Below are 22980 nucleotides of genomic sequence, written 5' to 3' on the forward strand. Positions count from 1 at the left end.
CAAATGTGATCAAGGCCAAAATCCTTGGTCAAGGCAAGTGCGAAATCCACCCTGCTCTGATGCAAATGACATTGCGCGCGCGCATCGCCCCTTCAATCCAGTAATCGAGTGCGCATTCCGGCAAACGTCATGTTTTGTCGCCACCACCCGGATTGAACCTGCGATGCAAAAGCAGCAATGTCGTTCAACAAGATTGCAGTCTTCTCGGATACCGATTGGCATTCGCGACATGATATGTCGCTTGTCGTCGCTCAATTGCAGTCGTCAGGCAAATAGACTGTCCTTCAGCACATGAAATGACCAGCACAATGTCATGAGGTTCCCTATGAAAACCACCACCCGTGTCGCCGTTATCGGCGGCGGCGTTGTCGGCGCATCTGTTCTATATCACCTGACCAAGCTTGGCTGGTCCGATGTCATGCTCTTGGAACGCTCCGAGCTGACCTCCGGCTCCACATGGCACGCTGCTGGCGGGTTTCACACCCTGAACGGCGATACCAACATGGCAGCACTTCAGGGCTATACCATCAAGCTTTACAAAGAGTTGGAAAAGATCACCGGCATGTCCTGTGGCCTGCACCATGTGGGCGGTGTGACACTGGCAGAAGATCAGGATCGGTTCGATATGCTGGTGGCCGAACGGGCCAAGCATCGCTTTATGGGGCTTGAAACCGAAATCGTGACCCCGGACGAGATCAAAAAGATCGCGCCTGTCACCAATGTCGAAGGAATCGTGGGCGGGCTTTATGATCCGCTTGATGGCCACCTTGACCCGTCCGGGACCACACACGCCTACGCCCGCGCTGCGCGGATGGGAGGCGCGACGATTGAGACGCATACCATGGTGCAGGAAACCAACCAACGCGCAGATGGCACGTGGGATGTGGTCACAGACAAGGGCACCATCCACGCGGAACACGTGGTCAACGCCGGAGGCCTTTGGGCGCGTGAAGTGGGCGCGATGGCCGGCATCTACTTTCCACTTCATCCGATGGAGCACCAGTATCTGGTCACCGAAGATGTGCCGATGATCGTCGAGATGATGAAGGACGGGCACGAACATCCTCACGTTATGGACCCGGCCGGCGAATCCTATCTGCGCCAAGAGGGCAAAGGCCTGTGCATCGGGTTTTACGAACAGAATTGCCGCCCTTGGGCGGTGGATGGCACTTCGTGGAGTTTTGGGCAGGATTTGTTGCAAGACGACTTTGACAAAATCGAAGACTCGATCACCTTTGCCTACAACCGTTTTCCCGATCTAGAGCGCGCTGGCGTCAAGAACGTGATCCATGGTCCCTTCACCTTTGCGCCCGATGGCAACCCTTTGGTCGGCCCCGTGCCGGGCGTGCGTAACTATTGGTCGGCCTGTGGCGTCATGGCTGGCTTTTCCCAAGGTGGTGGTGTCGGTTTAATGCTGGCGCAATGGATGGTTGAGGGCGAGACAGAGCGGGACACGTTCGCCATGGATGTTGCCCGCTTTGGAGATTGGATTTCGCCGGGCTACACACTACCCAAGGTGATCGAAAACTATCAGAAACGATTTTCAGTCGCCTACCCTAACGAAGAATTGCCTGCTGCGCGCCCAAATCGCACGACGCCGATGTACGATATTTTTTCAGACATGGGTGCTGTGTGGGGCCAGCAATACGGGCTGGAAGTGCCCAACTACTTCGCCCAGGGCAACGAACCGACATATGAAACGCCGTCCTTCCGCCGGTCAGACGCGTTTGAGGCAACCGCGCGCGAAGTGCAGGCAGTGCGTGGCGCTGTCGGCATCAACGAGGTGCACAACTTCGGCAAATACCGCGTCACTGGTCCCCGTGCCCGCGCATGGCTTGACCGCGTTATGGCGGGCCGAGTCCCGCAACAAGGACGGATTTCACTGACACCAATGCTAAGCCCCAAAGGCAAGCTCATCGGCGACTTCACCATGTCCTGCCTCAGCGAAGAAGAGTTCCAGCTGACCGCGTCTTATGGCGCCCAAGCCTTTCACATGCGCCACTTCCTCAATGAGGCCGAGGACGGGATGCACATCGAAAACATCACAGATCGACTGAATGGCTTCCAGATCGCCGGACCCAAAGCACGCGAGGTGCTACAGGACTGCACCCGCACCGACATCTCGCAGATGAAGTTTCTGGATGTCTGGTCGATCACCGTCGGCATGACCGACTGCATCGTGCAGCGCGTCAGTTACACTGGTGACTTGGGGTTCGAGATTTACTGCGATCCAATGGCTCAACGCCAACTTTGGGCCACTCTATGGGCCGCAGGTCGACCGCACGGGATGACACCCTTCGGAATGCGGGCGATGATGTCGCTTCGATTGGACAAGTTCTTTGGCGGCTGGCTGCTGGAATTTGGACCCGACTACACGGCTGCAGAAACTGGCCTTGATCGCTTCATTTCTTGGAAGAAAAACGCGGCCTTTATCGGGCGTGATGCCGCAGAGACGGAACGGGCCAAGGGCCCCAGTCGCAAGTTGTGCGCATTTGTTGTTGAGGCCACGGATGCAGACGTACAGGCCTATGAGCCGATTTGGCTGGACGGCGAAGTGGTCGGCTTTTGCACGTCGGGCGGTTATTCGCACCACGCGCAGCTTTCTGTTGCGCAAGGGTTCCTTCCTGTGGACCGGATAGCTGAGGGGCTGGAGGTTGAGATCGAAATTCTTGGCCAGATGTGCAAGGCGCGTTTGGTCACCGAGCCATTGTTTGATCCGGATGGCGCGCGGATGCGGGGGTGATAGGATAGGGCCATGATGCCTATCCTGATCCTTGCCGCCGGAGCATCCTCGCGTATGCGCGGCGCCGACAAGCTGTTGCTGGATGTCGACGGCATGCCATTGCTGCGCAAGCAGGCCTGTATGGCCCTTGAGGTGAGCACAGATGTGCGCATCGCACTGCCACCGCGACCGCACCCACGCTATGACGTGGTTCAGGATCTGGACGTCCAGACAATTGAGGTCACAGATGCGGCCCAAGGCATGAGCGCGAGCCTGCGGGCTTTGTTTGCCACTCTGGAACCAGAGCAGTCGCATGCAATGGTGCTACTGGGGGATTTGCCAGACCTGATCAACGAGGATTTGCGCGCGGTCATGAGCGCAACGACCCAATACCCGGATGCGATGATCTGGCGCGGGGCAACCCAGACCGGAAAGGGTGGGCATCCAATGGTCGTATCCCGCTCCATTTTCAAGGAATTTCAGATGCTTGAAGGCGACAGCGGAGGTAATTCCATCATCGCCAACCACGATGATGCAGTCCACCTTGTGCCTTTGGTTGGGAACCGGGCACGCCAGGACCTCGACACGCCCGAGGACTGGGCAGCGTGGCGTGCAGGCCGTTCTAGCTCAAACGCTCCATGATAACGTGCGCGTCATACCGTTTCATAGACAAACAGGCCGCGCCGTATTCTTCCAGTCCGGACTGGGAGAGCAGCGCCGGGAAATGGACAACGTTTTAGCGCCAAGGGCCAGACAGCTGATCATCTCAGCTAGACGCATTGATCGTCTCATCTTCATTGGGACCCTGAAAGGTTCCATTACGGTAAGGTCCAGTGACCACAGACGTGACAACAGCCCTCACATACAAAAAACAATACCATCGGCCTCGTTACGCCGCCCACCGGACGTTCATACTACTCTGTGAAATTATCCAAATTGAGTGCACATTCTGAGGGGAGCTTCCCTAGAGTGGCAACCTCAACAACAACTTGGATCAATTGGCGCACGATTGCAGCAGCAAGTACGCCATCCAATGAAGCAAGCCGGTGTTGGGGACCCTTCTAAAACACAAAAAACGGGTGCAGCCCCCTGCCCCGTTTTTTGCGTTCCGCACGAGTCACACACGGAATGCTGCATATTTCGATGCGCCTTTGAGGCGCGAAACCTTATTGCGTCAGAAGCTTGGCCTCATGCTTTTTCAAACTGCGGCGCGCCGCTGCATAGGCCCTGATCCCTGTTTCTGTTTCCAACTCCAGGAACAGTTCTAGAATTTCAGCGCGCACAGTGTCGTCCATCGCATTCAGGGTCTGATCGCCCGGCTGGAAGCTTTCGGTCCATGTGCCATCGGACAGGATCACCTCATGCTGGTCGAACATTACGTGGATGTAGGTTGTGTGCGACACGTCCACAACGTCGATCCCTTCCATGTCTGTCAGATGCTTTGCCGGCACCAGCACTTCGGATTCTTCAAAGTAAAGGGCGGTCTTGTCACTGGACATCAACACACGGTGCTGCGGCGAAACGAGCATATCTCGCTCTGGCAGACCGTTGCCCAAGGCTCCTTGGCGGATAAGAACCGGACGCAGGTGTGCAGCGCGGCCAAGTTCGCAACCGCTCATGTCGCGCTGTCCCACCCAACGGATTTCCTGAATGCCATTGTCCCGGGTGATCACCCGATCACCAACTTGCAGATCCTGAACAAGGCGTTCGCCACTTGCCGTTGCGATCTTGGTACCGGGGGTAAAGCAGGGAATGACATTCTCAATTTCAGCGAATGTCAGTGTTCCGGTGACATTGCCATCGTCGTCAAGGAAATCGACCGTACCGCTTTCGCTGTTGGGATCCCCCCCATCAAAGTTGATAGTGAGCGGACCAGAACCAGTCAGATTGAGGGTGTCATCGTCATTGCCGCCTTCGCCACCAATAATTGTATCGCCGGCGCCACCACCAAATATCTGGTCGGCATCATCACCTGCAAAGACAATATCGGCCGCACCATCATCAACCTGATTGGTGTCCCCGACAAAGATCAGATCATCGCCTTTACCACCAACGATGAAGTCAGAGTCGTCACCGCCCACCACAAGGTCGCCATCGTCGCCACCTATGATGAAGTCATTACCGGCCCCGCCTTCCAACACGTTCGTGCCGTCGCCACCTTCGAGAATGTCGTTGCCTTCACCCCCAAACAATTGGTCATCACCCTCGTCGCCAGCCAATTGGTCATTGCCAATACCGCCGCGGATGGTGTCATCGCCATCTTCTCCGCGCAGGACATCATTGCCCTCACCGCCAAGCACGCGATCATTGCCGCCGCCAGCCAACACTTCGTCGTCACCAAGCCCTGCATCCACGGTGTCGTTGCCATCAAACGCAAGAATCGTGTCATCCAGACCGTCAGGGCCGTCTACTTCGTCACCGTCGGCATCGACATAGCCGGGGCCGATGGAATCTGGACCGTTCGTCCCCTCAACGACACCCGGTCCGGGTACTGGGACACTCGGAATTGAGACGGAGGTTGGAATGACCGGCACAACGTCAAATTCGTCGTCCTCACTGTCCGGTGCATCCGATGGCGGAGCGGGGTTCGGGTTGTCCTCAACAAAGATGACGTTTTCGATTTGCGAGAAAGTCGCCGTGCCCGTTGGCGTGATGCTGCCAAAGTCATAGAACGTGACCACACCTGCTTCTGGATCGTTCGGGTCGAATTCCACAACGGACGTGCTGGACACCACGATGGTGTCAAAGTCGTCACCCCCTTCACCGCCGACAATTGTGTCACCGGGACCAATTTCGATGAACGTGTCACGGTCATCGCCACCACTTTGGAAATCCGCACCTGCGCCGCCGTCGATCGTGTCGTTACCCGACCCACCTATCAGGCTGTCATCGCCGTCACCGGCAAACAGGAAATCAGCTCCCCCACCGGCCGTATTACCTTCGCCAACTGTGCCGTCACCGTACAGCGTGTCATTGCCGATACCACCGACCACAACGTCTTGATTGTCGCCGCCAATCAGACTGTCATTACCAGCCTCGCCAATTACGAGGTCGATGCCTGCGCCACCGTCGATGGTGTCATCGCCCGCTTCACCGTCAAGGATATCAATGCCTTCGCCGCCAGCAATGACATCATCACCCTCACCGCCCAGGATAAGGTCCGTGTCCGCGCCGCCATCAAGGTCGTCATCGCCTTGGCCACCAACAATGATGTCGACGCCGTCACCACCAACGACAGTGTCGTCGCCCTGGCCACCGCCCAAAAGGTCATTGCCTATGCCGCCATCGATGTAATCGTCGTCGATTTCGCCAAGAATGAGATCGTCACCCTCTTCTCCATAGAGGACATCTTGGTCGTCCGCGCCATAGATCACATCACTGCCGTCGCCGCCAAACACGGTATCACGGCCATTGTCTGGACGCAGGTCAGGCCCAAACGGGTTGGATCCGTCATCTTCGATGTTCAGCGCGTCCAGACCCAGATCAGGATCGTTGCCAGCATAGATCGTGTCGTTGCCGACGCCGCCTTCGATCAGGTCATTGCCTTCGCCGCCGACGATCCGGTCTGCACCATCGTCGCCGGTGATCTCGTCGTCGTCGATGCCCCCATCGATGACATCATCGCCGGTCCCGCCCACAATCGTGTCGCGGTCATCCCCGGTCGAGATGGTGTCGTTGCCAGCCCCGCCATCGACAAAGTCGCGATCATTCTCGGCGGCAGGCGTGCCTTCTTCACCCGGGAAGAGCCCTGGATAGCCCTTGTCGACCAGCAGATTGCTGGCCGGATCGCCCGAGGTGATCGAGTCATTCCCGTCGCCGCCCAAAATACTGTCAGACCCTGCGCCACCTGTGATGACGTCGTCGCCGCCTTCACCAAAGATGGTGTCGTCACCTTCACCTCCGTGAAGGGTATCGTCCCCGGGTACGGCAGGTGTCGTCGGAACGTATGTCGGATAGAAATCGGCATACTCAAGCACAGCATCATTGCCGGGCCCTTTGTTGATCGTGGGTCCAGGGTCCTCGGCTGGGCCATTTGTGTCCCCGTCCACTTGATAGAACCGCGTCGGCTGCTTCCCACCCTTGATCGAGGCGCCAATGAGCGGATCAAGCCCGTCCAGAGCAGACTGCTCGGACACAATGTAGTCCGACAATTGCTGGTAGAAATCGTCCAGATCGTTGCTGATGAAGGTCGGGGTGTCGCTATCGGGGAAGTTGTCTACTTTCACCGAGTAGTCATAGATCCCATCGCCCGTCGTGTCATAATACAAGACGACGTTCGAGATATCCTGTTTCCATTCTGGGAAGTAATCGGTGCCGGTTTCCGATCCGCCAAAGGTGCTGTCGCCATAGATTAGATCGTCACCGGTGCCGCCTTCGACACTGTCACTGCCGGAACCCGCATAGACGTCATCATCACCCGCGCCGGATTCAATCGTATCGTCTCCACCCAATGCATCTACGATGTCATCGTCGGGGCCTTCCCCGGGTAGTTGTGCGTCGCCTGCATCGATAAAGTCGCCATCAGGGTCTTCGTCGTAGACAGCGTCGATCAGGTTGGCAGAATTGTCGCCTTCCACCACGCCATCCAATCCAGAGTCGTCAAACACCAGATTGTCGATTGCGCCCGACCCATTCAGCGTCACGTCCATCCGCGCTACGCCATCGATATTGAAATCCTGAATCAGCTGTCCGTTATTGTCCGTGGCACCGATGTGCACAGTCTCGATCAGATGCCCGTTGGCATCAAAAAACTTGACCGAGGCACCTTCTTCAACATCAAGGAATGTCAGCTTGTTGATATAGGCCAATTCGTGGAAGTCGAACGTGATCGTGCCACCGTTGGCGTTGTCATCGGGATCATTGCTGTCACCATCTTCGGAAATGATCAGAACATTTCCGAGGTTCGTCGTTTCAAGATCATGATCACCGCCAGTTGGGTTTGCGGAGTCAAAAATCATGGCCTTGCACGAACCGCCCACAGCCGAAATGGTCACGCCTTCGGACTGGAATTCGTTATCTACAACTGTGCCTGTCGCAAGGTTATTGAAATCAAACAACTTTGTCATGGATCGAAACTCCTAGCCGGTCGCGCAAACAACGCGCGGCGCAGCGGGAACAAACAATTGGATCGGAGTTTTTGGGGCGCGCATGAAACATAGCGCGTCTTGCGCATGCTTAACCGCACACATCAGCGTAAATCGCTTCACAGTTCTTACCTCGTCACACACTCACTACCCGAACTGAAGCGATGAACCGAACACTGGGCGATCCACACATAACGCCCCGTAGGAAGGAACAGAGAGAGAAGCCGCACGAGGGCCTCGCGATACCAACTGTCTGGTATCCCTTGCTTACATACCGTCGCAACGCGACTTAACGAACGCACATCTCCCGTACCTTTAACAGTACGCACAGTGCGGTCGCCCCCGTGACCAAAATAATCATCGCCCCCCAGATGGGCTAACCTTAACTACGAAGTGGTTTAAGCCAACAAAAGTAAAAAATGTATGAAAAGCTGCGGTATTTCTTTACAGCGCCGCGTTGCGGACCTGAGAGGCCTAATGCAAACTCAATCCTGAGTAGAAGACTCCTTCTGGTATAATTTAAGACTCTTGGAACAATCACACGAAAACCGTTTGAAAATAGGGCTTTAAACAAAATAACGTGCTATTTTCAATTCAACTTAAAGTTTGAATAGAGAAAACACAGAACAATCTGCTCACAATATGGCAAAGTCGGTCGTTTTATAACAACCATGCGTTCCAGTATGGAGATCAATCCCAAAAAAATGGGCGAATTGATGCCAAATTACGGGATTATCTAGAGCGATTTGCGAATCATTTCGTCGAAAATGTGGTGGCAATGTGAAACCCTGCACCGCCAAAGCGCCCATGCATAAAGAATGCGGAGCCTCGTCTGCGGCACGACTGAAGAAACTACCTTATGAGGCTGGTACCCAAGGCCGGACTCGAACCGGCACGTCCGTTAGGACGGGGGATTTTGAATCCCCTGCGTCTACCATTCCGCCACTTGGGCCTCATTGAAAACATTAGACTTTCTCTGTCTACTGCTTCCCTTGTCTTGGTTTATTGAGGTAATCTCGTCTACTAAATGTCTACTGCTGGACACAGGGGACTATTATGCAAACCAAGATCACTCAAAGGGCCATCGCCAAGCTTGAATCAACTGGTAGCGTCCAATTCATACGTGATTCTGACCTTCAGGGATTTGGTATCAAGGTGACTGCCAAAGGGAAAGCCTCCTATTTCGTTGAAGGCAGGATCAAGGGAGGACGCACTGTCAGGAAGGCCATTGGCTCTGTGGATCATATCGCATTGGACCAAGCCAAGACGGACGCCAAGGGGATGCTGTACCGCCTCTCCAAAGGGATCGACATATCAAAGGAACGGACAACCCCTGCCCCATTACCCGTTGAACCTGACACGCTTCAGGATGCTCTGGACAAATACCTGCTGACCCGTGTCTCCCTCAGGGAAACGACAGTGAACGACTATAAGAAAGTGTTCGCCAACTGCTTCCCCGAATTGCTCCACATCCCGATTGAGGACATCAGCAAAGAAACTGTAGCCGCCAAGCACAGGGAATTGACCAAGCAAGGCAAGTCTACCGCTTACGTGAACAAGGCCATGCGGACCCTGAAGGCTGTCTTCAACTCAACGGACCTCACCCGCAATCCCGTCACTCAGTTCTACAAATCATCAGGTGTCACCACCAAACCGACAGCACGACACAGATACCTGTCAGCCCATGAAATTTCAGAGATTGTCCAACTGACCAGACGGGACAAGGAAGCCATTCCCTACCCCAATGTGAACAGAGACTTTGCAGACCTGCTGATGTTCTACCTTCTGACAGGCTGTCGATTGAATGAGGCTCTTGGGCTTAGGAAGTCAGATTACAATCACCGCGAGGACACGCTTACCTTCAGGGACACCAAATCAGGACGGGACCACACCATTCCCTGCACTGGATGGATCAAACGGATTACTCAACGCTACGCCACATCAGACGACGACAGCACACTGTTTCCATTCACGTACAGCACCTATCGCCACCAGTTCGACATTCACCGTAAGATACTTGGGTTCCACGAACCTTGGACGACACACGACCTCAGGAGGACATTTGCTGAGCATTGCCAGTTAATCGGGGTGGATCATCACGTCATATCCGCTTGTCTCAACCATGCCCCTGTCGGTGTCACAAGTCGATCATACTTGGGTGGCGGTCTTGCCAAGAAGCATATGCTGTCAGAAGTTTACGGCCAGCTACAGCGACAATACTCGGCTTACGTCATGGGATTGCCAGAGGCCAAGTACGCTCCTGAGGATGATCTGGCCACACTGGTTGATGAGATGTATTCAGAGCACTGATTCGCTTATGTTCTGATCCACAGTTATGTCCACACGTCAACAATAAACTTGACTTTTGTCTCAGAAACTGATACGCTTAATGCATGTTTTTCAAATTAACCCAACAAGCCAGGGCGAATCAGTTACCAAAATGGACGATGCTCGAACCCATACCAATCCTCTTATGTCAACAGAAACTTGACAAAAAGGAATTTTTCCCTTACACTATATGTATGGGGTGCAAGTAACCTCCAGTGATCTTTGGATCATGACCAGTACCAGATTTATCAAAGAGCACATTACGGTGTTCTCTTTCATGAAGCTGAGTGGGCCATACTCAGAATGTTACTCCTAACCGAGTAGCGGCAAACAAGCCCAACATCCCTACAATTAAATACCTACAATGAAGGATGCTTAGCTATGCCAAGCCGTACCCCTAAGCCATGGTCGCACTATCAGAAGATGCGCAAAGAAAACCCACGTCAGTATCGTACTGGTGCTGTACAAAACCAGATGCTCCAAGACAGGGAATATCTAGGCCAGTCATTCTACAAAGTTCAGAACGAGGACGACAAACTACAGAAAGCAGTAAAGCTATTAGAGGAAATTGTTGGTGAGCCTAACGACACTGACAACGATGAACCTAAAGTAGTCCGTTCCTCTCTGATGTTCCGTGGGGAGGATAGGGTAGAACGCACTGAGGAGGACTATAGCAAATGGTAGAGGCTGTCGTACTCACTTGGTTCATAATGTCTGCCGTACTTCTACTGCTCATGTGGTGGTTCAAGTAACTTAAAAAAGATTGGCCAATAGAGTGGGTGGGAGTCCCTCTATAGCCGATAGGCTCCTAGTCTGGTCCGCTAGTTGAGCTAAAGCTGGTCCCGGTGGATGTTCCCCTTCCTCAGTGTCTATCGTGGCCAGTGATTACCCCTAATACAAATGAAAGAACTTACTATGTCCCACGATCCTAACGATGATGAACTAGAGCAAGACTTCAACGACACTGAAGAAGACGATGAAAGCATACCTCCTGAAGCAATGTCCGAAGCTGAGCTAAGAGAGCGATATGAGAACGACCCACGGGAGATGCACTGATGCCCTATGACTTCACATCTACTTCAGTTCCAGCGCAGGAGGTGCAACAGCGTGTCTCCAAATTGGTCAAGAAAGCTATCAAAAAATCACTGCCAGACGGTGACAAGGAAACGTGGTTCTTCAGAAGCGATACTGGCACCGGGAAAACAACTGGCTTCATTCAGGCTATCGCGGACAGTTCAAATTCATTTGCAATTGCTGTCCCCACGATGGTCGATGTCGATAGCGTCTATGACGATTTATTCAGTCTTGGCGTGGATGTCTTCAGGTGGCATTCCAACTCTGGGACGGAAAAGAAGGACGGGAGAGGCTACCGTGTGGTTGTCGGCACTCATGCCTTTATGCTGTCAGAAAAGGATGATCCCACACGCCATATCGGGGACAAGGACATTCTGATTGTCGATGAGGTCCCCAGTACCGCTAGGGCCAAAGCTGTCCAGCATTCCGATATCGTGAAAGCGAGGGAATATGCGGAAGAATACCTATCCCAGGAATTGAAAGATGGGTTCCGTAATCTGGAGGAATGGGTTCAACGCAGACATGGTTACGCTGTGGACGATGGGGGCAACGCTGCATTCCATCCTATCAAGGTTAAGCATAGTCCTGCCTTGCTCAGTGCTGAGAGTGAGATTGTCGAAATACCGAATGAGAGTGCCAAGCGTAAGCTGCGTGAGGTTGTCGAGTTCCTAGTTGCTGTCAGTGAACAACGGGCATTTGAACGGGTGATGCGAGGTCCCAAGGGCCATGTCATGTATTACTGTTGGTTTGCCTTCCCTGCGTACAATTTCTCAAAGCAGATTGTTTTCAGTGCGACCTGTCACTTGGACGGGCTTCAATTCAGCCCTGATGGTGGCAAGATTGTCAGCGAGTATTGTGGCTTTGACGTGGACTACACGAACCTGACTGTGTGGGATGTCCCGTATCCGGTGAAGGAATTCCCCAAAGCTGTGAGTAGGTTCAATCTGCCAGACTTCGAAAAGGCATACGATCACGTCATGGCGATGGTTGAACATGCTGCATTGAAGAACAGGGAAATAGTCGTTGTCTGCCCCAAGCGGATGAAAGAAAGCATCGCACACAAGAACGACATTCCCACCAGTAGCGAGACATTCACCCTGCACACGTACACGCGAGGAGACTTTCTGGGGTGTGTGTGAAGGTCGCAAACAAGAAGCGCTTGTCGTCTAGGGCGATAAGGCAACCAACACCCTCACACACCAAAACAGCTTATGTAACTTTCTGAGTTACGTCAATGGAACCGATGTATGTTCTCAGAGAGGGGGCGTGTGTGAAGGCACCTCTGGAGTAGGTGTTGCTCTCTGGGGAACAGAATACAAAAACCCTCACGCACCAAAACAGCTTATGTAACTTTCTGAGTTACGTCAATGGAACCGATGTATGTTCTCAGAGGGGGGGGGGGCGTGTGAAGGCCGAGGTAAAATCTACTGATCCTTGTGAGTTTGGGGCACAAAGAGCAAAAGCCCTCACACACCAACAAACGATACGTAACTTTCCTGATTGCCCCAAGCGAGCATAAGGATAGGCCAGCTATACTTTCGGATAGGTGGAGATGACTACTAAATGTCTACTGGCCCTACCCTAGTGTCATTTAACATATTGTCTTTAAACGATAAGGCATTCTCTTTTGAATCCCCTGCGTCTACCATTCCGCCACTTGGGCCTCATGAGGCTCTCTACACCGGGATATTGGCATGGGCAAGCGGCCCCAACCCGACCTGCGCGACATTTTTTTGGTGTCCGATGCTGGGCACTGGCACACCCTGTGTTGATTTGATACCGCAGGCCGACACGTTTGGAGATTTCAACAGCATGGCGACGTTGGCGCAGGACATGGCGATCTCAGATCGACTCGCGCAATTGGTCGTAGATGCCGATGGCGATACAGTCACGCTCGAATGGATTCTAGGCCAGTTGCACGAGCGGGCCTTTGGCCTGTTCCTCCTCATTCTTGCGCTGCCCTGCTGCATCCCTTTCCTCTACGGCCTGCCGCAGGTTGTTGCCTTGCCGCTTATGTTTGTGTCCGCTCAGATCCTTTTGGGCCGCCGCGTACCTTGGCTGCCCGAAAAGCTCAGCGCGCGGACAGTGACGACACAAGGGCTCGACAGTCTTTCGCGTCGATCCGGCCCATGGCTGAAACGGATCGAAGCCATCAGCCGCCCAAGACTGACAGCACTGACGACAAAGCCTTTGGACCGGATTGTGGGCTTGGCTCTTGTGCTGTTCAGCGCGTCGATTCTGGTGCCGTTGCCTGCCACCAATACCGTGCCCGGATTTGCGGTGGTGATTGTGGCGATGGGTCTTTTGCAACGCGATGGCGTGCTGGTCATTTTGGGCGCCGCGCTGGGCACCGCTTGGATTGGCACGCTCATTTTTGCCGGGGCGACGCTGGCTAGCCTTATCAAAACCTGGATCGGCCTATGACTGTCACACGCCAACGCCTCATTTTCTGCGCCGCCCTTGGTTCTGCTCTGCTTTTGGGGGGCGCATTTGTCTTTCAGCTTTTGGGCTATGCCCCGTGCAAAATGTGCATCTGGCAACGCTATCCGCACGCAGCGGCCATAGCACTTGGGGCACTCGCCTTCTTTGTCCCCCTGCCCGCCCTCATCGCTCTTGGAGCGCTTGCGGCCCTGACGACAGCGAGCATCGGTGGCTACCACATGGGCGTCGAAAAAGGTTGGTGGGAAGGCCCGACAAGCTGTTCTGCCGGTGCCATCGACAATATCGACCCAGATGCCCTTTTTGATCAGATTATGGCCGCGCCGCTCATTCGCTGTGATGAGATTGCCTGGCAATTGGCCGGCCTCAGCATGGCAGGTTGGAATATGGTGATTTCGTTGGTGTTGGCCGGATTGTGGATCGCAGCCCTCAGGGTCAAGCAGACTTCCGCGTAGATAACAGCAGCGACGTTTCTGACGACATCACGCCTTCCAGTCGCCGGATGCGAAACAGCACGTCGTCAAAGCGTTCGAGCGTGTCTGTTCCGATCTCCACAATCACATCCCAGCGTCCATTTGTGGAATGAACACTGCGCACTTCGCTCAGGCCATTAAGCTGACGAATAATCTTTTCTGTGCCGCGCCCCTCAATCCCGATCATCATAAGACCCCGGACGGGATCGCGCAGCGTGTCTTCACGCAACACCACCGTAAAGCCAATGATCTCACCCCGCGCCCGCAGCTTTTCGATTCTCGCGCGCACTGTGGTGCGTGACAGACCAAGGGACGCGGACAATTCCGACAAGGACGCGCGGGCATCGTGGCGCAGCGCTGAGATCAACCGGGTATCCGTATCGTCCATTTTCAGCTTCCGTTTTGTACAATTGCCATCCGTTACGGTCATTTTGGCGACTTGTCTACGCTCCATTTCGGACAGATGTATCACACAAGACCAAAGGAGATCGTGATGACATTGCAAAACATACACCTCATCGGCGTGCCCATGGACAGTGGCAAAGCCCGGCGCGGCTGCGTTATGGGCCCAGACGCCTATCGCACCGCCGGACTGGCCGAGGCTCTACGTGATCTGGGTCATGAAGTTCTGGACACTGGCAATGTCACCCCCGGAAATTTCGACGACGTGCCGCACCCACACTTGCACGCACTTGGCGAAACCATCGCATGGACAAAGGCGCTGTCAAAAACGGCGGAAGCGGCATTCGCCGCCTCCTTGCCGATTTTCATGGGCGGCGATCACGCGCTCGCTTTGGGCACGGTACATGGTGCAGCCGCACATGCTAACGCCGAGGGCCGCCCTTTGTTCGTGCTGTGGCTTGACGCCCATACGGACTACCACACACCGCAATCCACTGCCTCGGGCAATCTGCACGGCACACCAATGGGGTATCTAACAGGGCGTGCGGGCTTTGACGGGTTTCCAGCGGTTGAACATCCCATCCCGCATGATCGGATCGCAATGATTGGCTTGCGCTCAGTCGACCGTCAGGAACGCGCGGCCCTGCAGGACACTGACGTCGCCTACATCGATATGCGCCACATCGATGAACACGGAATAGCCAAGCCGCTCTCGGCCTTTCTGGATCGCGTGGCCGCCGAGAACGGCCTGCTGCACGTCTCTCTAGACGTCGATTTTCTGGATCCTTCGGTTGCGCCTGCTGTGGGCACAACAGTGCCCGGAGGCGCCACAATGCGTGAAGGTCATCTGGTGATGGAGATGATCTGTGACAGCGGCCTTATGACCTCGCTTGATCTGGTTGAGCTGAACCCGTTTCTGGATGAACGAGGACGCACCGCGCAAGCCATGGTCGATCTGACGGCCTCCGCCTTTGGACGGCGCATCTTTGACCGCCCCACACGTGCTTACTCCTAAAACACTGCCCCGGAGGCCAACATGACCCAACTCGCCCCGTCTGACAAAGCGCTCGTTCCCTTTGTTTCTGTCGATCACATGATGCAGCTCATTCATCATGTCGGCCTGCCCGACATGCTGCGTGGCCTTGCCGCATACATTGAGGCCGATTTCAAACGTTGGGAGCTGTTCGACAAGACCCCGCGTGTGGCCAGTCATTCCGCCGAGGGCGTGATCGAATTGATGCCCACGTCAGACGGCGAAACCTACGGGTTCAAATACGTCAACGGCCACCCCAAGAACACAGCGGATGGTCTACAGACAGTGACAGCGTTTGGGTTGCTGGCGGACGTAGACACAGGTTATCCGGTCCTACTCACCGAAATGACGATGCTGACCGCCCTGCGCACGGCTGCCACGTCCGCGCTTGTTGCCAAGACGCTTGCACCCAAGGGGGCGACAACCATGGCCATGATTGGCAATGGCGCTCAGTCCGAGTTCCAAAGCCTTGCTATGATGGCGATCGCCGGAATAACCCATGTGCGGCTTTACGACATTGATCCTGCGGCAACGGCCAAGTGCGCACGCAACCTAGCAGCAACGGGATTGGAGGTTACCCAGTGCCGCACAGCCGAAGAGGCCATCGAAGGCGCTCAAATTCTGACAACCTGCACGGCGGACAAGGCGTACGCCACGATCCTAACCGACAACATGGTTGGCGCGGGCGTGCACATCAACGCCATTGGCGGCGATTGCCCCGGCAAGACAGAGATCGCGCCGGGCATCCTGCAACGCGGCGACATTTTTGTGGAATACCCACCACAAACACGGATTGAGGGAGACATTCAGCAACTGGACGCCGACCATCCGGTGACGGAGATTTGGCAGGTTCTGACCGGTCAGGTACAAGGGCGGACGTCCGAGAAACAGATCACAATCTTTGACAGCGTAGGTTTCGCGATCGAAGATTTTTCGGCTCTGCGTTTCGTGCGGGATCGGGTGGCGGATACTGCGTTTTTTCACCCTCTCGATTTGTTGGCCGATCCGGATGATCCGCGGGATCTGTTTGGCATGTTGATGCGTTCAGAAGGGTGAATGCATCGGTTGCCAGGGCTGCGCTTCAAAACAAAGCTGTCGGCCAAACGGTCGAACCATTGAGTGCCAAACAAAAAGGCGTGCCGATCAAACGGCACGCCTTACAAAGTGTTCACGAGCAAATCATCGGTGCGGCTGTTGGTTCTTTAAGAACCATCCCTTGCCACTGATCGAATTCACCTGCGTGAATTCAATTTATTCGTCGCGATGTACCTTCTCGCGGCGCTCGTGCTTTTCCTGCGCCTCAAGGCTCATTGTTGCGATTGGACGCGCATCCAGACGTTTCAGTGAAATCGGCTCTCCGGTGACAGAGCAGTACCCGTATTCACCTTCATCAATCCGGCGCAGTGCGCTGTCGATTTTGGATACCAGCTTGCGCTGACGGTCCCGTGTGCGCAACTCAAGCGCGCGGTCGGTCTCTTCCGAGGCGCGGTCTGCAACATCAGGAATGTTGCGTGTTCCGTCCTGAAGACCTTCGATCGTGTCGCGGCTTCCAGCCAGCAACTCGGCTTTCCAGCCCAGCAACTTCCGGCGAAAATACTCTACTTGGCGGTCGTTCATGAACGGCTCGCTTTCGGCGGGACGATAGTCGTCCGGCAAAAACACTTCCTGCTTCATTTCATTCCCCTCAACTTGGCTAGCGTTGACCATTTTTTGGTTCCCTGAGGTGTCCGGATCACTGCCCCATCCAGCTTCCTGCCGCAGCATTTATCCGAGGTGTGTTGGATTGTCACTACCCATTCCCGTGACAAGTTCGCTAAAAGCAACGTGATGAACAAAACAGCGCAACAGGGTGAACTCACATGAAATTCCAAGGTACAGACGCCTATGTCGCCACCGACGATCTGACCATAGCGGTGAACGCCGCCGTGACCCTTGAGAGGCCCCTGTTGGTCAAGGGCGAACCCGGTACCGGCAAGACCGAATTGGCCAAACAGGTCTCGCGGTCATTGGGCCTACGTCTGATCGAATGGAACATCAAATCGACCACCCGCGCGCAACAAGGCCTTTATGAATATGATGCCGTTTCACGCCTGCGTGACAGCCAGCTCGGCGAAGACAAGGTGCACAATGTTGCAAACTACATCAAAAAGGGAAAACTCTGGGAGGCCTTCGAGGCGGACGAAAAAGTTGTTTTGCTGATCGACGAAATCGACAAGGCGGACATCGAGTTTCCAAACGATCTGCTACAGGAACTCGATAAAATGGAGTTCTTTGTCTACGAGACTGGCGAGACCATTCGCGCCCGCCACCGCCCCGTCGTCATCATCACCTCTAACAATGAAAAAGAACTGCCTGACGCGTTCCTGCGCCGTTGTTTTTTCCACTATATCCAGTTCCCGGACATGGAGACGATGAAGCAGATCGTTGCCGTGCATCATCCCGACATCAAACAGGGGTTGCTGACCACGGCCCTTACCCAGTTCTTTGAAGTCCGCGACCAGCAAGGCCTGAAGAAAAAGCCGTCCACATCCGAAGTACTCGACTGGCTAAAACTACTCTTGGCCGAGGATATGAGCGCCGAAGACCTCAAACGCGATGGCGCAAACGCGCTGCCCAAACTCCATGGCGCTCTTTTGAAAAACGAACAGGACGTGCACCTGTTTGAACGGCTGGCGTTCATGGCGCGCGGGCAACGTTAACCGCCCAAACCCAATAGCCGCCGGTCTGGGCGAACCCAGCCAGGGCCGCAAGAAACGCGGCTTTGATCTAGCACTTTGGAAGGTCGTCTGAGGTCCGCACTCGGCCTGAGAGCCACCCCTCTGCTCACGGTCTTGCACCGCTCACAGGGGCATTTCAGCCACATGTTCGCTCGCTCTTCAGTTGCAGAACCAGCCTGTGGATAAAATGTCTTTCTTTTGCCTGAAATGCTTCATAAGTTGACCGTGATGAGAGGTGAAAACACCCGCATCCAATATGCTAAAAGGCAGGCAGGCAGTATAAATGACAGGTTCAGACGCACTTATTGTGCGCCCACTTTCTTTGTCGGATCGCGTCCAATGGGGCGATCTGTGGGCGGCCTATCTTGCGTTTTACGAAACGTCTCGTCCGAAATCGATCTTTGATACATATTTTGCCCGCCTCCTTGGTGATGACCCACAGGACTATAATGGGCTGGTGGCCGAAGCGGATGGCAAGTTGGTCGGACTGACCCACTACGTCTTTCATCGTCATGGCTGGAAAGTCGAAAACGTCTGCTACCTGCAGGATCTCTATGCGGATCCATCCGTGCGTGGTCAGGGGGTTGGCCGCAAGCTGATCGAAGCGGTCTACTCCGCTGCTGATGATGTTGGAAGCCCGTCCGTCTATTGGATGACGCAGGATTTCAACACCGAAGCCCGCAAGCTTTATGACCGCATCGGGAAACTCTCTCCCTTCATTAAGTATGAACGGGGATGAGTATGATGCGACGTTTTGTTCTGCCCTTCGTTCTTGCGCTTAATGCATGTGTGCCCGTGACGCCCGGTGATGTCACCACACGCGCTCTGCCGCAGTCCAGCGACCTGCCTCCGATGAAGACCTTTGGGGCGCCCGCACCTGGTGCGCCAATCAGGTCCAACAACGATCTCGCTCTGGACTTTATCGAGCTCAGCTTTCAACTGGAATCAGGCCGCGATCTGCCCGTCTTTACCCGCTTCGAAGGGCCCATTTCGGTGCGCGTTACCGGTGCCCCGCCTGCCTCACTTGGTACCGACCTGCGCCGTCTGATGCACCGGTTGCGCAATGAAGCCGGGATCGACATTTACGAGGCCGCGCCCGGTACTGACGCCAACATCACCATTCAGGCGGTAACCCGTGCACAGATCCGGCGCGCCCTGCCCCATGCCGCCTGTTTTGTCGTGCCCAACATTACCGATATCTCGCAATACAAACCCAATCGGCGCAGCGCACGCACAAGCTGGTCAAACCTGCGTACCCGCAATCAACTGGCCATCTTCCTGCCCAACGATTCAAGCCCTCAAGAGGTACGCGATTGCCTGCACGAGGAACTCGCGCAGGCAATCGGCCCGCTCAATGATCTCTACCGCCTGCCCGACAGTGTCTTTAACGACGACAACGTGCACACAGTTCTAACCGGCTTTGATATGCTTATTCTGGAGGCCTACTATGCACCAGAACTGCGCTCGGGCATGACGCGCGGACAGGTCGCGGCCAAGTTGCCGGGTATTCTGGCACGGATCAATCCGGCTGGCGAAAACATGGCCGCACAATTTGCAACACGCACCCCACGTGCATGGAGCGATGCGATCCAGACGGCACTCGGGCCCGGTGCAAAGCCTGCCCAACGGCGTGCGGCAGCCGCTGCAGCGCTCGAGATTGCAGAAGCAATGAGTTGGACAGACCACCGACGCGCCTTTGCCCACTATGCAAATGGCCGTCTCTTGCAGTCCACGGACCCTCACGCCGCTCAGACCCATTTCCGCGCCGCAGACAATTATTACGCCGCCACAAAAGGTGCGAGGCTACACCGGGCCTATGTGGCCACGCAATTGGCCGCGTACGAAATTACGCGCGGCGACGGAGACTCCGCCTCTGTCCTGCTGGCGCCGCATATTGATCAAGCTGCGCGCAACGAAAACGCGGCTCTTTTGTCCACCTTGCTATTGTTACGCGCCGAGGCGCTTGATTTGCAGGGGCGTTCTGCCGAAGCCCAGAGTGTTAGGCTGGACAGCATCGGATGGGCACGCTACGGCTTTGGACCAGACTGGGCGGTCCGGGCCAAGCTGCGGGAAATCTCTTCTTTGAACCCGCTGAATGGTTGAACTTGCCGCCCCAAGCAATTGAGAGGCAAGGATAATGATAGTCATCTCTGGCGCTATTCTAGGCGCTGTGATCGGCGGATATACGGCTTACAAACGCTCAGGCAATCGCCTTGATATCGCACAATACGCGGCCGGCTACGCCTTGGCTTTTGTGGTGGTTGGCCTGATCGTCACCGTCGTGATCGACCGTATCCTGAGCGCCTGACGCATGTTCCTGCCCTTCTTTGAGCAATTACGGAAAGGTGGTGTGCCGGTTTCCCTGCGCGAATTCCTCGCCTTTCTGGAGGCGATGAAGGCCGGGCTTGCGACCTATGATGTCGAGGCGTTCTACTATCTGGCCCGCACAGCAATGGTGAAGGACGAACGCAATATCGATAAGTTCGATCGTGCCTTTGCCGCTACCTTTGAGGGGCTGGAACAGATCAGCATTGAACAGGTGCTGGAGGCAGTCGACATCCCATCAGATTGGCTGGAAAAGCTGGCCGAAAAGCACCTGAGCGAAGAAGAACGTGCCGAGATCGAAGCTTTAGGTGGCTTTGATAAGCTCATGGAAACGCTAAAAAAACGTCTTGATGAGCAAAAGGGGCGCCATCAGGGTGGCAATAAGTGGGTTGGAACCGCGGGCACCTCACCGTTTGGGGCCTATGGCTACAACCCCGAAGGCGTGCGTATCGGTCAGAACGAAAGCCGTCACAAAAAAGCGGTGAAAGTCTGGGACAAACGTGAATTCAGGAACTTGGACGACACTGTTGAACTGGGCACGCGCAACATCAAGGTCGCCCTAAAGAGGTTGCGCCGCTGGGCCCGCGATGGTGCGGCAGAGGAACTGGACCTGAACGGAACCATCCGTGCCACTGCCGAACATGGCTATCTGGATGTGCAAACCCGGCCTGAACGCAGGAACGCCGTCAAAGTGCTGTTGTTCTTTGATATTGGCGGGTCGATGGACCCTCACGTGAAGATCGTAGAAGAGCTGTTTTCTGCCGCGAAGTCCGAATTCAAACACCTTGAACACTTCTATTTCCACAACTGCCTGTACGAAGGGGTGTGGCGCGACAATCGCCGTCGCTGGGATGCGCAAACGCCAACGCACGAGATCCTGCGCACCTATGGCCCTGACTACAAATGCATATTCGTCGGGGATGCCAGCATGTCGCCCTACGAAATCGCTTATCCCGGTGGGGCAAACGAACACTGGAATGCTGAGGCCGGTCAGGTCTGGCTGGCCCGTGCGCGTGACCAGTGGCAATCAAACCTGTGGATTAATCCGGTGCCGGAAAAATATTGGGGCTACACCCACTCCATCGGCATGATCCAGGAAATCTTTGGACCCGAAGCAATGGTGCCAATGACCCTCGAAGGGTTGAGCCGGGGAATGAAAGCGCTCACGCGATAGCGCTTTTCGGTTACAAAAACCTCGCCTAGGCTCGCGTCCATGTCAGACGCACCCGTAGTCCACATCGACCCGGCTTCCTTTCATGCCGACCCCTATCCGACGCTGGCGGATATGCGGCGCGATACCCCTGTCTGCTTTGTCCCCGAACTTGGGGCCACGCTGTTCACCCGGCGCGATGATGTCTTCGCCGAAGAAAAGCGGATCGATCTGTTTTCCAGTCACCAACCCAACGGCTTGCTGACCCGGGTGATGGGCGAAAACATGATGCGCAAGGATGGCGACGCGCATCAAATCGAACGCAAGGCCCTGTTCCCTGCCCTGTCCCCGCGCACTGTGCGCGATGTGCTTGGCATCCAGTTCGGCGAAATCGTGCAGCGCCATATTGATCGCATCAAACCGCAGGGCACATGCGATCTGGTGCGCGACTACGCGATGCCTGTGGCTGCAGATGCATTGCGGGTGATGACAGGCCTGATCAACATGGACGCCGCAGAGATGGATGCCGCCAGTCAGGCGATGCTCGACACGGCGGCGAATTACCAACGCGATCCAGAAATCGATGCCAAAGGCTTTGGCTATGCCACCCGTGTGCTTGAATTGATTGAGGAACGTTTGCCCGCGCTCCGTGCTTCCCCTGATCTGTCGATTATTTCGGTGCTCGATCAGGCGGGCCTCAGCCTTGATCAGATCGCGGGCAATGTCCGCGTTATTATCGGGGGCGGACAGAACGAACCGCGTGATGCCATTGCGGGGACCATTTGGGCGCTTCTTAGCCATCCAGATCAACACCAGCTGATTACAAAGGGTCAGGCAACTTATGAGGATGCCTTTGCCGAATATGTCCGCCTGATTGCCCCGATCGGCATGTCGCCACGCCGCGTTGCGCGCAACGACACCGCTTGCGGAGTTGGTTTTGAGGCCGAAGAGCTGATTTTCTTCATGTTCGGATCAGCCTGCCGGGACGAGGCGCATTTCGAAGATCCGGACCGCTTTGACATCACCCGCGACACACGCCCCGCCATTCCGTTTGGCGCAGGCCCCCATTTTTGCGCAGGGGCCGCGGCTTCGCGCACGCTGATTGCAGGCCATGCGGTGCCCCAGTTATTCAAACAATTGGATGGTCTTGAGCTGGCCGGTGACGTTCCATTTGCGGGCTGGGCCTTTCGTGGTCCAACTTCCTGTCCATTGCGCTGGAAAACCTGACGCGTT

The 22980-nt window shown here is 55.1% G+C and carries 18 protein-coding genes and 1 tRNA gene; 15 read left to right on the plus strand and 4 right to left on the minus strand.

What is annotated here, in order from left to right:
* The first annotated feature begins 325 nt into the window (after window positions 1–325).
* Entirely contained in the window at window positions 326–2743 is a 2418-nt protein-coding gene (locus DHN60_RS02500; RefSeq protein WP_108835657.1) for an FAD-dependent oxidoreductase, read from the plus strand.
* 12 nt (window positions 2744–2755) lie between these two features.
* Window positions 2756–3364 (plus strand): NTP transferase domain-containing protein, encoded by a 609-nt coding sequence (locus DHN60_RS02505; RefSeq protein ID WP_108835658.1) that lies wholly within the window; start codon window positions 2756–2758, stop codon window positions 3362–3364.
* Window positions 3365–3888: 524 nt separating this feature from the next.
* On the opposite strand, the gene DHN60_RS02510 is transcribed toward DHN60_RS02505, so the two are convergent.
* Together DHN60_RS02510 and DHN60_RS02515 are read right to left on the minus strand one after the other, a co-directional pair.
* A complete protein-coding gene (locus DHN60_RS02510) occupies window positions 3889–7788 on the minus strand; it encodes a Hint domain-containing protein (protein WP_108835659.1) in 3900 nt (1299 codons plus the stop codon).
* Window positions 7789–8672: 884 nt separating this feature from the next.
* Window positions 8673–8758, minus strand: a tRNA-Leu gene (locus DHN60_RS02515).
* 104 nt (window positions 8759–8862) lie between these two features.
* Between DHN60_RS02515 and DHN60_RS02520 the strand changes: the two genes are divergently transcribed.
* From DHN60_RS02520 to DHN60_RS02540, 5 genes are all read left to right on the plus strand, one after another.
* Entirely contained in the window at window positions 8863–10116 is a 1254-nt protein-coding gene (locus DHN60_RS02520) for an integrase family protein (protein ID WP_108835660.1), read from the plus strand.
* 399 nt (window positions 10117–10515) lie between these two features.
* Window positions 10516–10818 (plus strand): hypothetical protein, encoded by a 303-nt coding sequence (locus tag DHN60_RS02525; RefSeq protein WP_108835661.1) that lies wholly within the window; start codon window positions 10516–10518, stop codon window positions 10816–10818.
* Window positions 10819–11189: 371 nt separating this feature from the next.
* Window positions 11190–12347 carry a DEAD/DEAH box helicase family protein gene (locus tag DHN60_RS02530; RefSeq protein ID WP_108835662.1) on the plus strand — a complete coding sequence of 386 codons (1158 nt, stop codon included), beginning with the start codon at window positions 11190–11192 and terminating at the stop codon, window positions 12345–12347.
* Window positions 12348–12951: 604 nt separating this feature from the next.
* On the plus strand, window positions 12952–13632 hold the full coding sequence (locus DHN60_RS02535; RefSeq protein ID WP_234423491.1) for an exopolysaccharide biosynthesis protein: 681 nt from the start codon (window positions 12952–12954) through the stop codon (window positions 13630–13632).
* A complete protein-coding gene (locus tag DHN60_RS02540; RefSeq protein ID WP_108835663.1) occupies window positions 13629–14102 on the plus strand; it encodes a disulfide bond formation protein B in 474 nt (157 codons plus the stop codon). Before DHN60_RS02535 ends, DHN60_RS02540 begins: the two co-directional genes overlap by 4 nt.
* Here DHN60_RS02540 and DHN60_RS02545 read toward each other — a convergent pair.
* Window positions 14083–14508 (minus strand): Lrp/AsnC family transcriptional regulator, encoded by a 426-nt coding sequence (locus DHN60_RS02545; protein ID WP_108835664.1) that lies wholly within the window; start codon window positions 14506–14508, stop codon window positions 14083–14085. The two genes, DHN60_RS02540 and DHN60_RS02545, sit on opposite strands and share 20 nt — an antisense overlap.
* Window positions 14509–14613: 105 nt before the next feature.
* Here DHN60_RS02545 and rocF point away from each other — a divergent pair, with 105 nt between their 5' ends.
* Entirely contained in the window at window positions 14614–15537 is a 924-nt protein-coding gene (gene rocF, locus DHN60_RS02550) for an arginase (protein WP_108835921.1), read from the plus strand.
* A 21-nt stretch (window positions 15538–15558) separates the two neighbouring features.
* Window positions 15559–16611 (plus strand): ornithine cyclodeaminase, encoded by a 1053-nt coding sequence (locus DHN60_RS02555; protein ID WP_108835665.1) that lies wholly within the window; start codon window positions 15559–15561, stop codon window positions 16609–16611.
* A gap of 195 nt (window positions 16612–16806) precedes the next feature.
* Here DHN60_RS02555 and dksA read toward each other — a convergent pair whose 3' ends face one another.
* Entirely contained in the window at window positions 16807–17229 is a 423-nt protein-coding gene (dksA, locus tag DHN60_RS02560) for an RNA polymerase-binding protein DksA (protein WP_108835922.1), read from the minus strand.
* Between the two features lie 185 nt (window positions 17230–17414).
* Between dksA and DHN60_RS02565 the strand changes: the two genes are divergently transcribed.
* From DHN60_RS02565 to DHN60_RS02590, 6 genes are all read left to right on the plus strand, one after another.
* Window positions 17415–18254: a MoxR family ATPase gene (locus DHN60_RS02565; protein ID WP_108835666.1), complete on the plus strand. Its 840-nt coding sequence runs from the start codon at window positions 17415–17417 to the stop codon at window positions 18252–18254.
* A gap of 301 nt (window positions 18255–18555) precedes the next feature.
* On the plus strand, window positions 18556–19011 hold the full coding sequence (locus DHN60_RS02570) for a GNAT family N-acetyltransferase (RefSeq protein WP_108835667.1): 456 nt from the start codon (window positions 18556–18558) through the stop codon (window positions 19009–19011).
* Between the two features lie 5 nt (window positions 19012–19016).
* On the plus strand, window positions 19017–20375 hold the full coding sequence (locus DHN60_RS02575; protein ID WP_108835923.1) for a DUF2927 domain-containing protein: 1359 nt from the start codon (window positions 19017–19019) through the stop codon (window positions 20373–20375).
* Window positions 20376–20409: 34 nt separating this feature from the next.
* The gene (locus tag DHN60_RS02580) at window positions 20410–20580 is read left to right on the plus strand and encodes an apolipoprotein acyltransferase (protein ID WP_108835668.1); all 171 of its coding nucleotides are present in this window, start codon (window positions 20410–20412) and stop codon (window positions 20578–20580) included.
* 3 nt (window positions 20581–20583) lie between these two features.
* Window positions 20584–21771 (plus strand): VWA domain-containing protein, encoded by a 1188-nt coding sequence (locus tag DHN60_RS02585; protein WP_108835669.1) that lies wholly within the window; start codon window positions 20584–20586, stop codon window positions 21769–21771.
* 39 nt (window positions 21772–21810) lie between these two features.
* Window positions 21811–22974 carry a cytochrome P450 gene (locus DHN60_RS02590; RefSeq protein ID WP_108835670.1) on the plus strand — a complete coding sequence of 388 codons (1164 nt, stop codon included), beginning with the start codon at window positions 21811–21813 and terminating at the stop codon, window positions 22972–22974.
* The last annotated feature ends 6 nt before the right edge of the window (window positions 22975–22980 follow it).

It is taken from the genome of Tateyamaria sp. Alg231-49, assembly GCF_900143535.1.
Taxonomy (GTDB): Bacteria; Pseudomonadota; Alphaproteobacteria; order Rhodobacterales; family Rhodobacteraceae; genus Tateyamaria.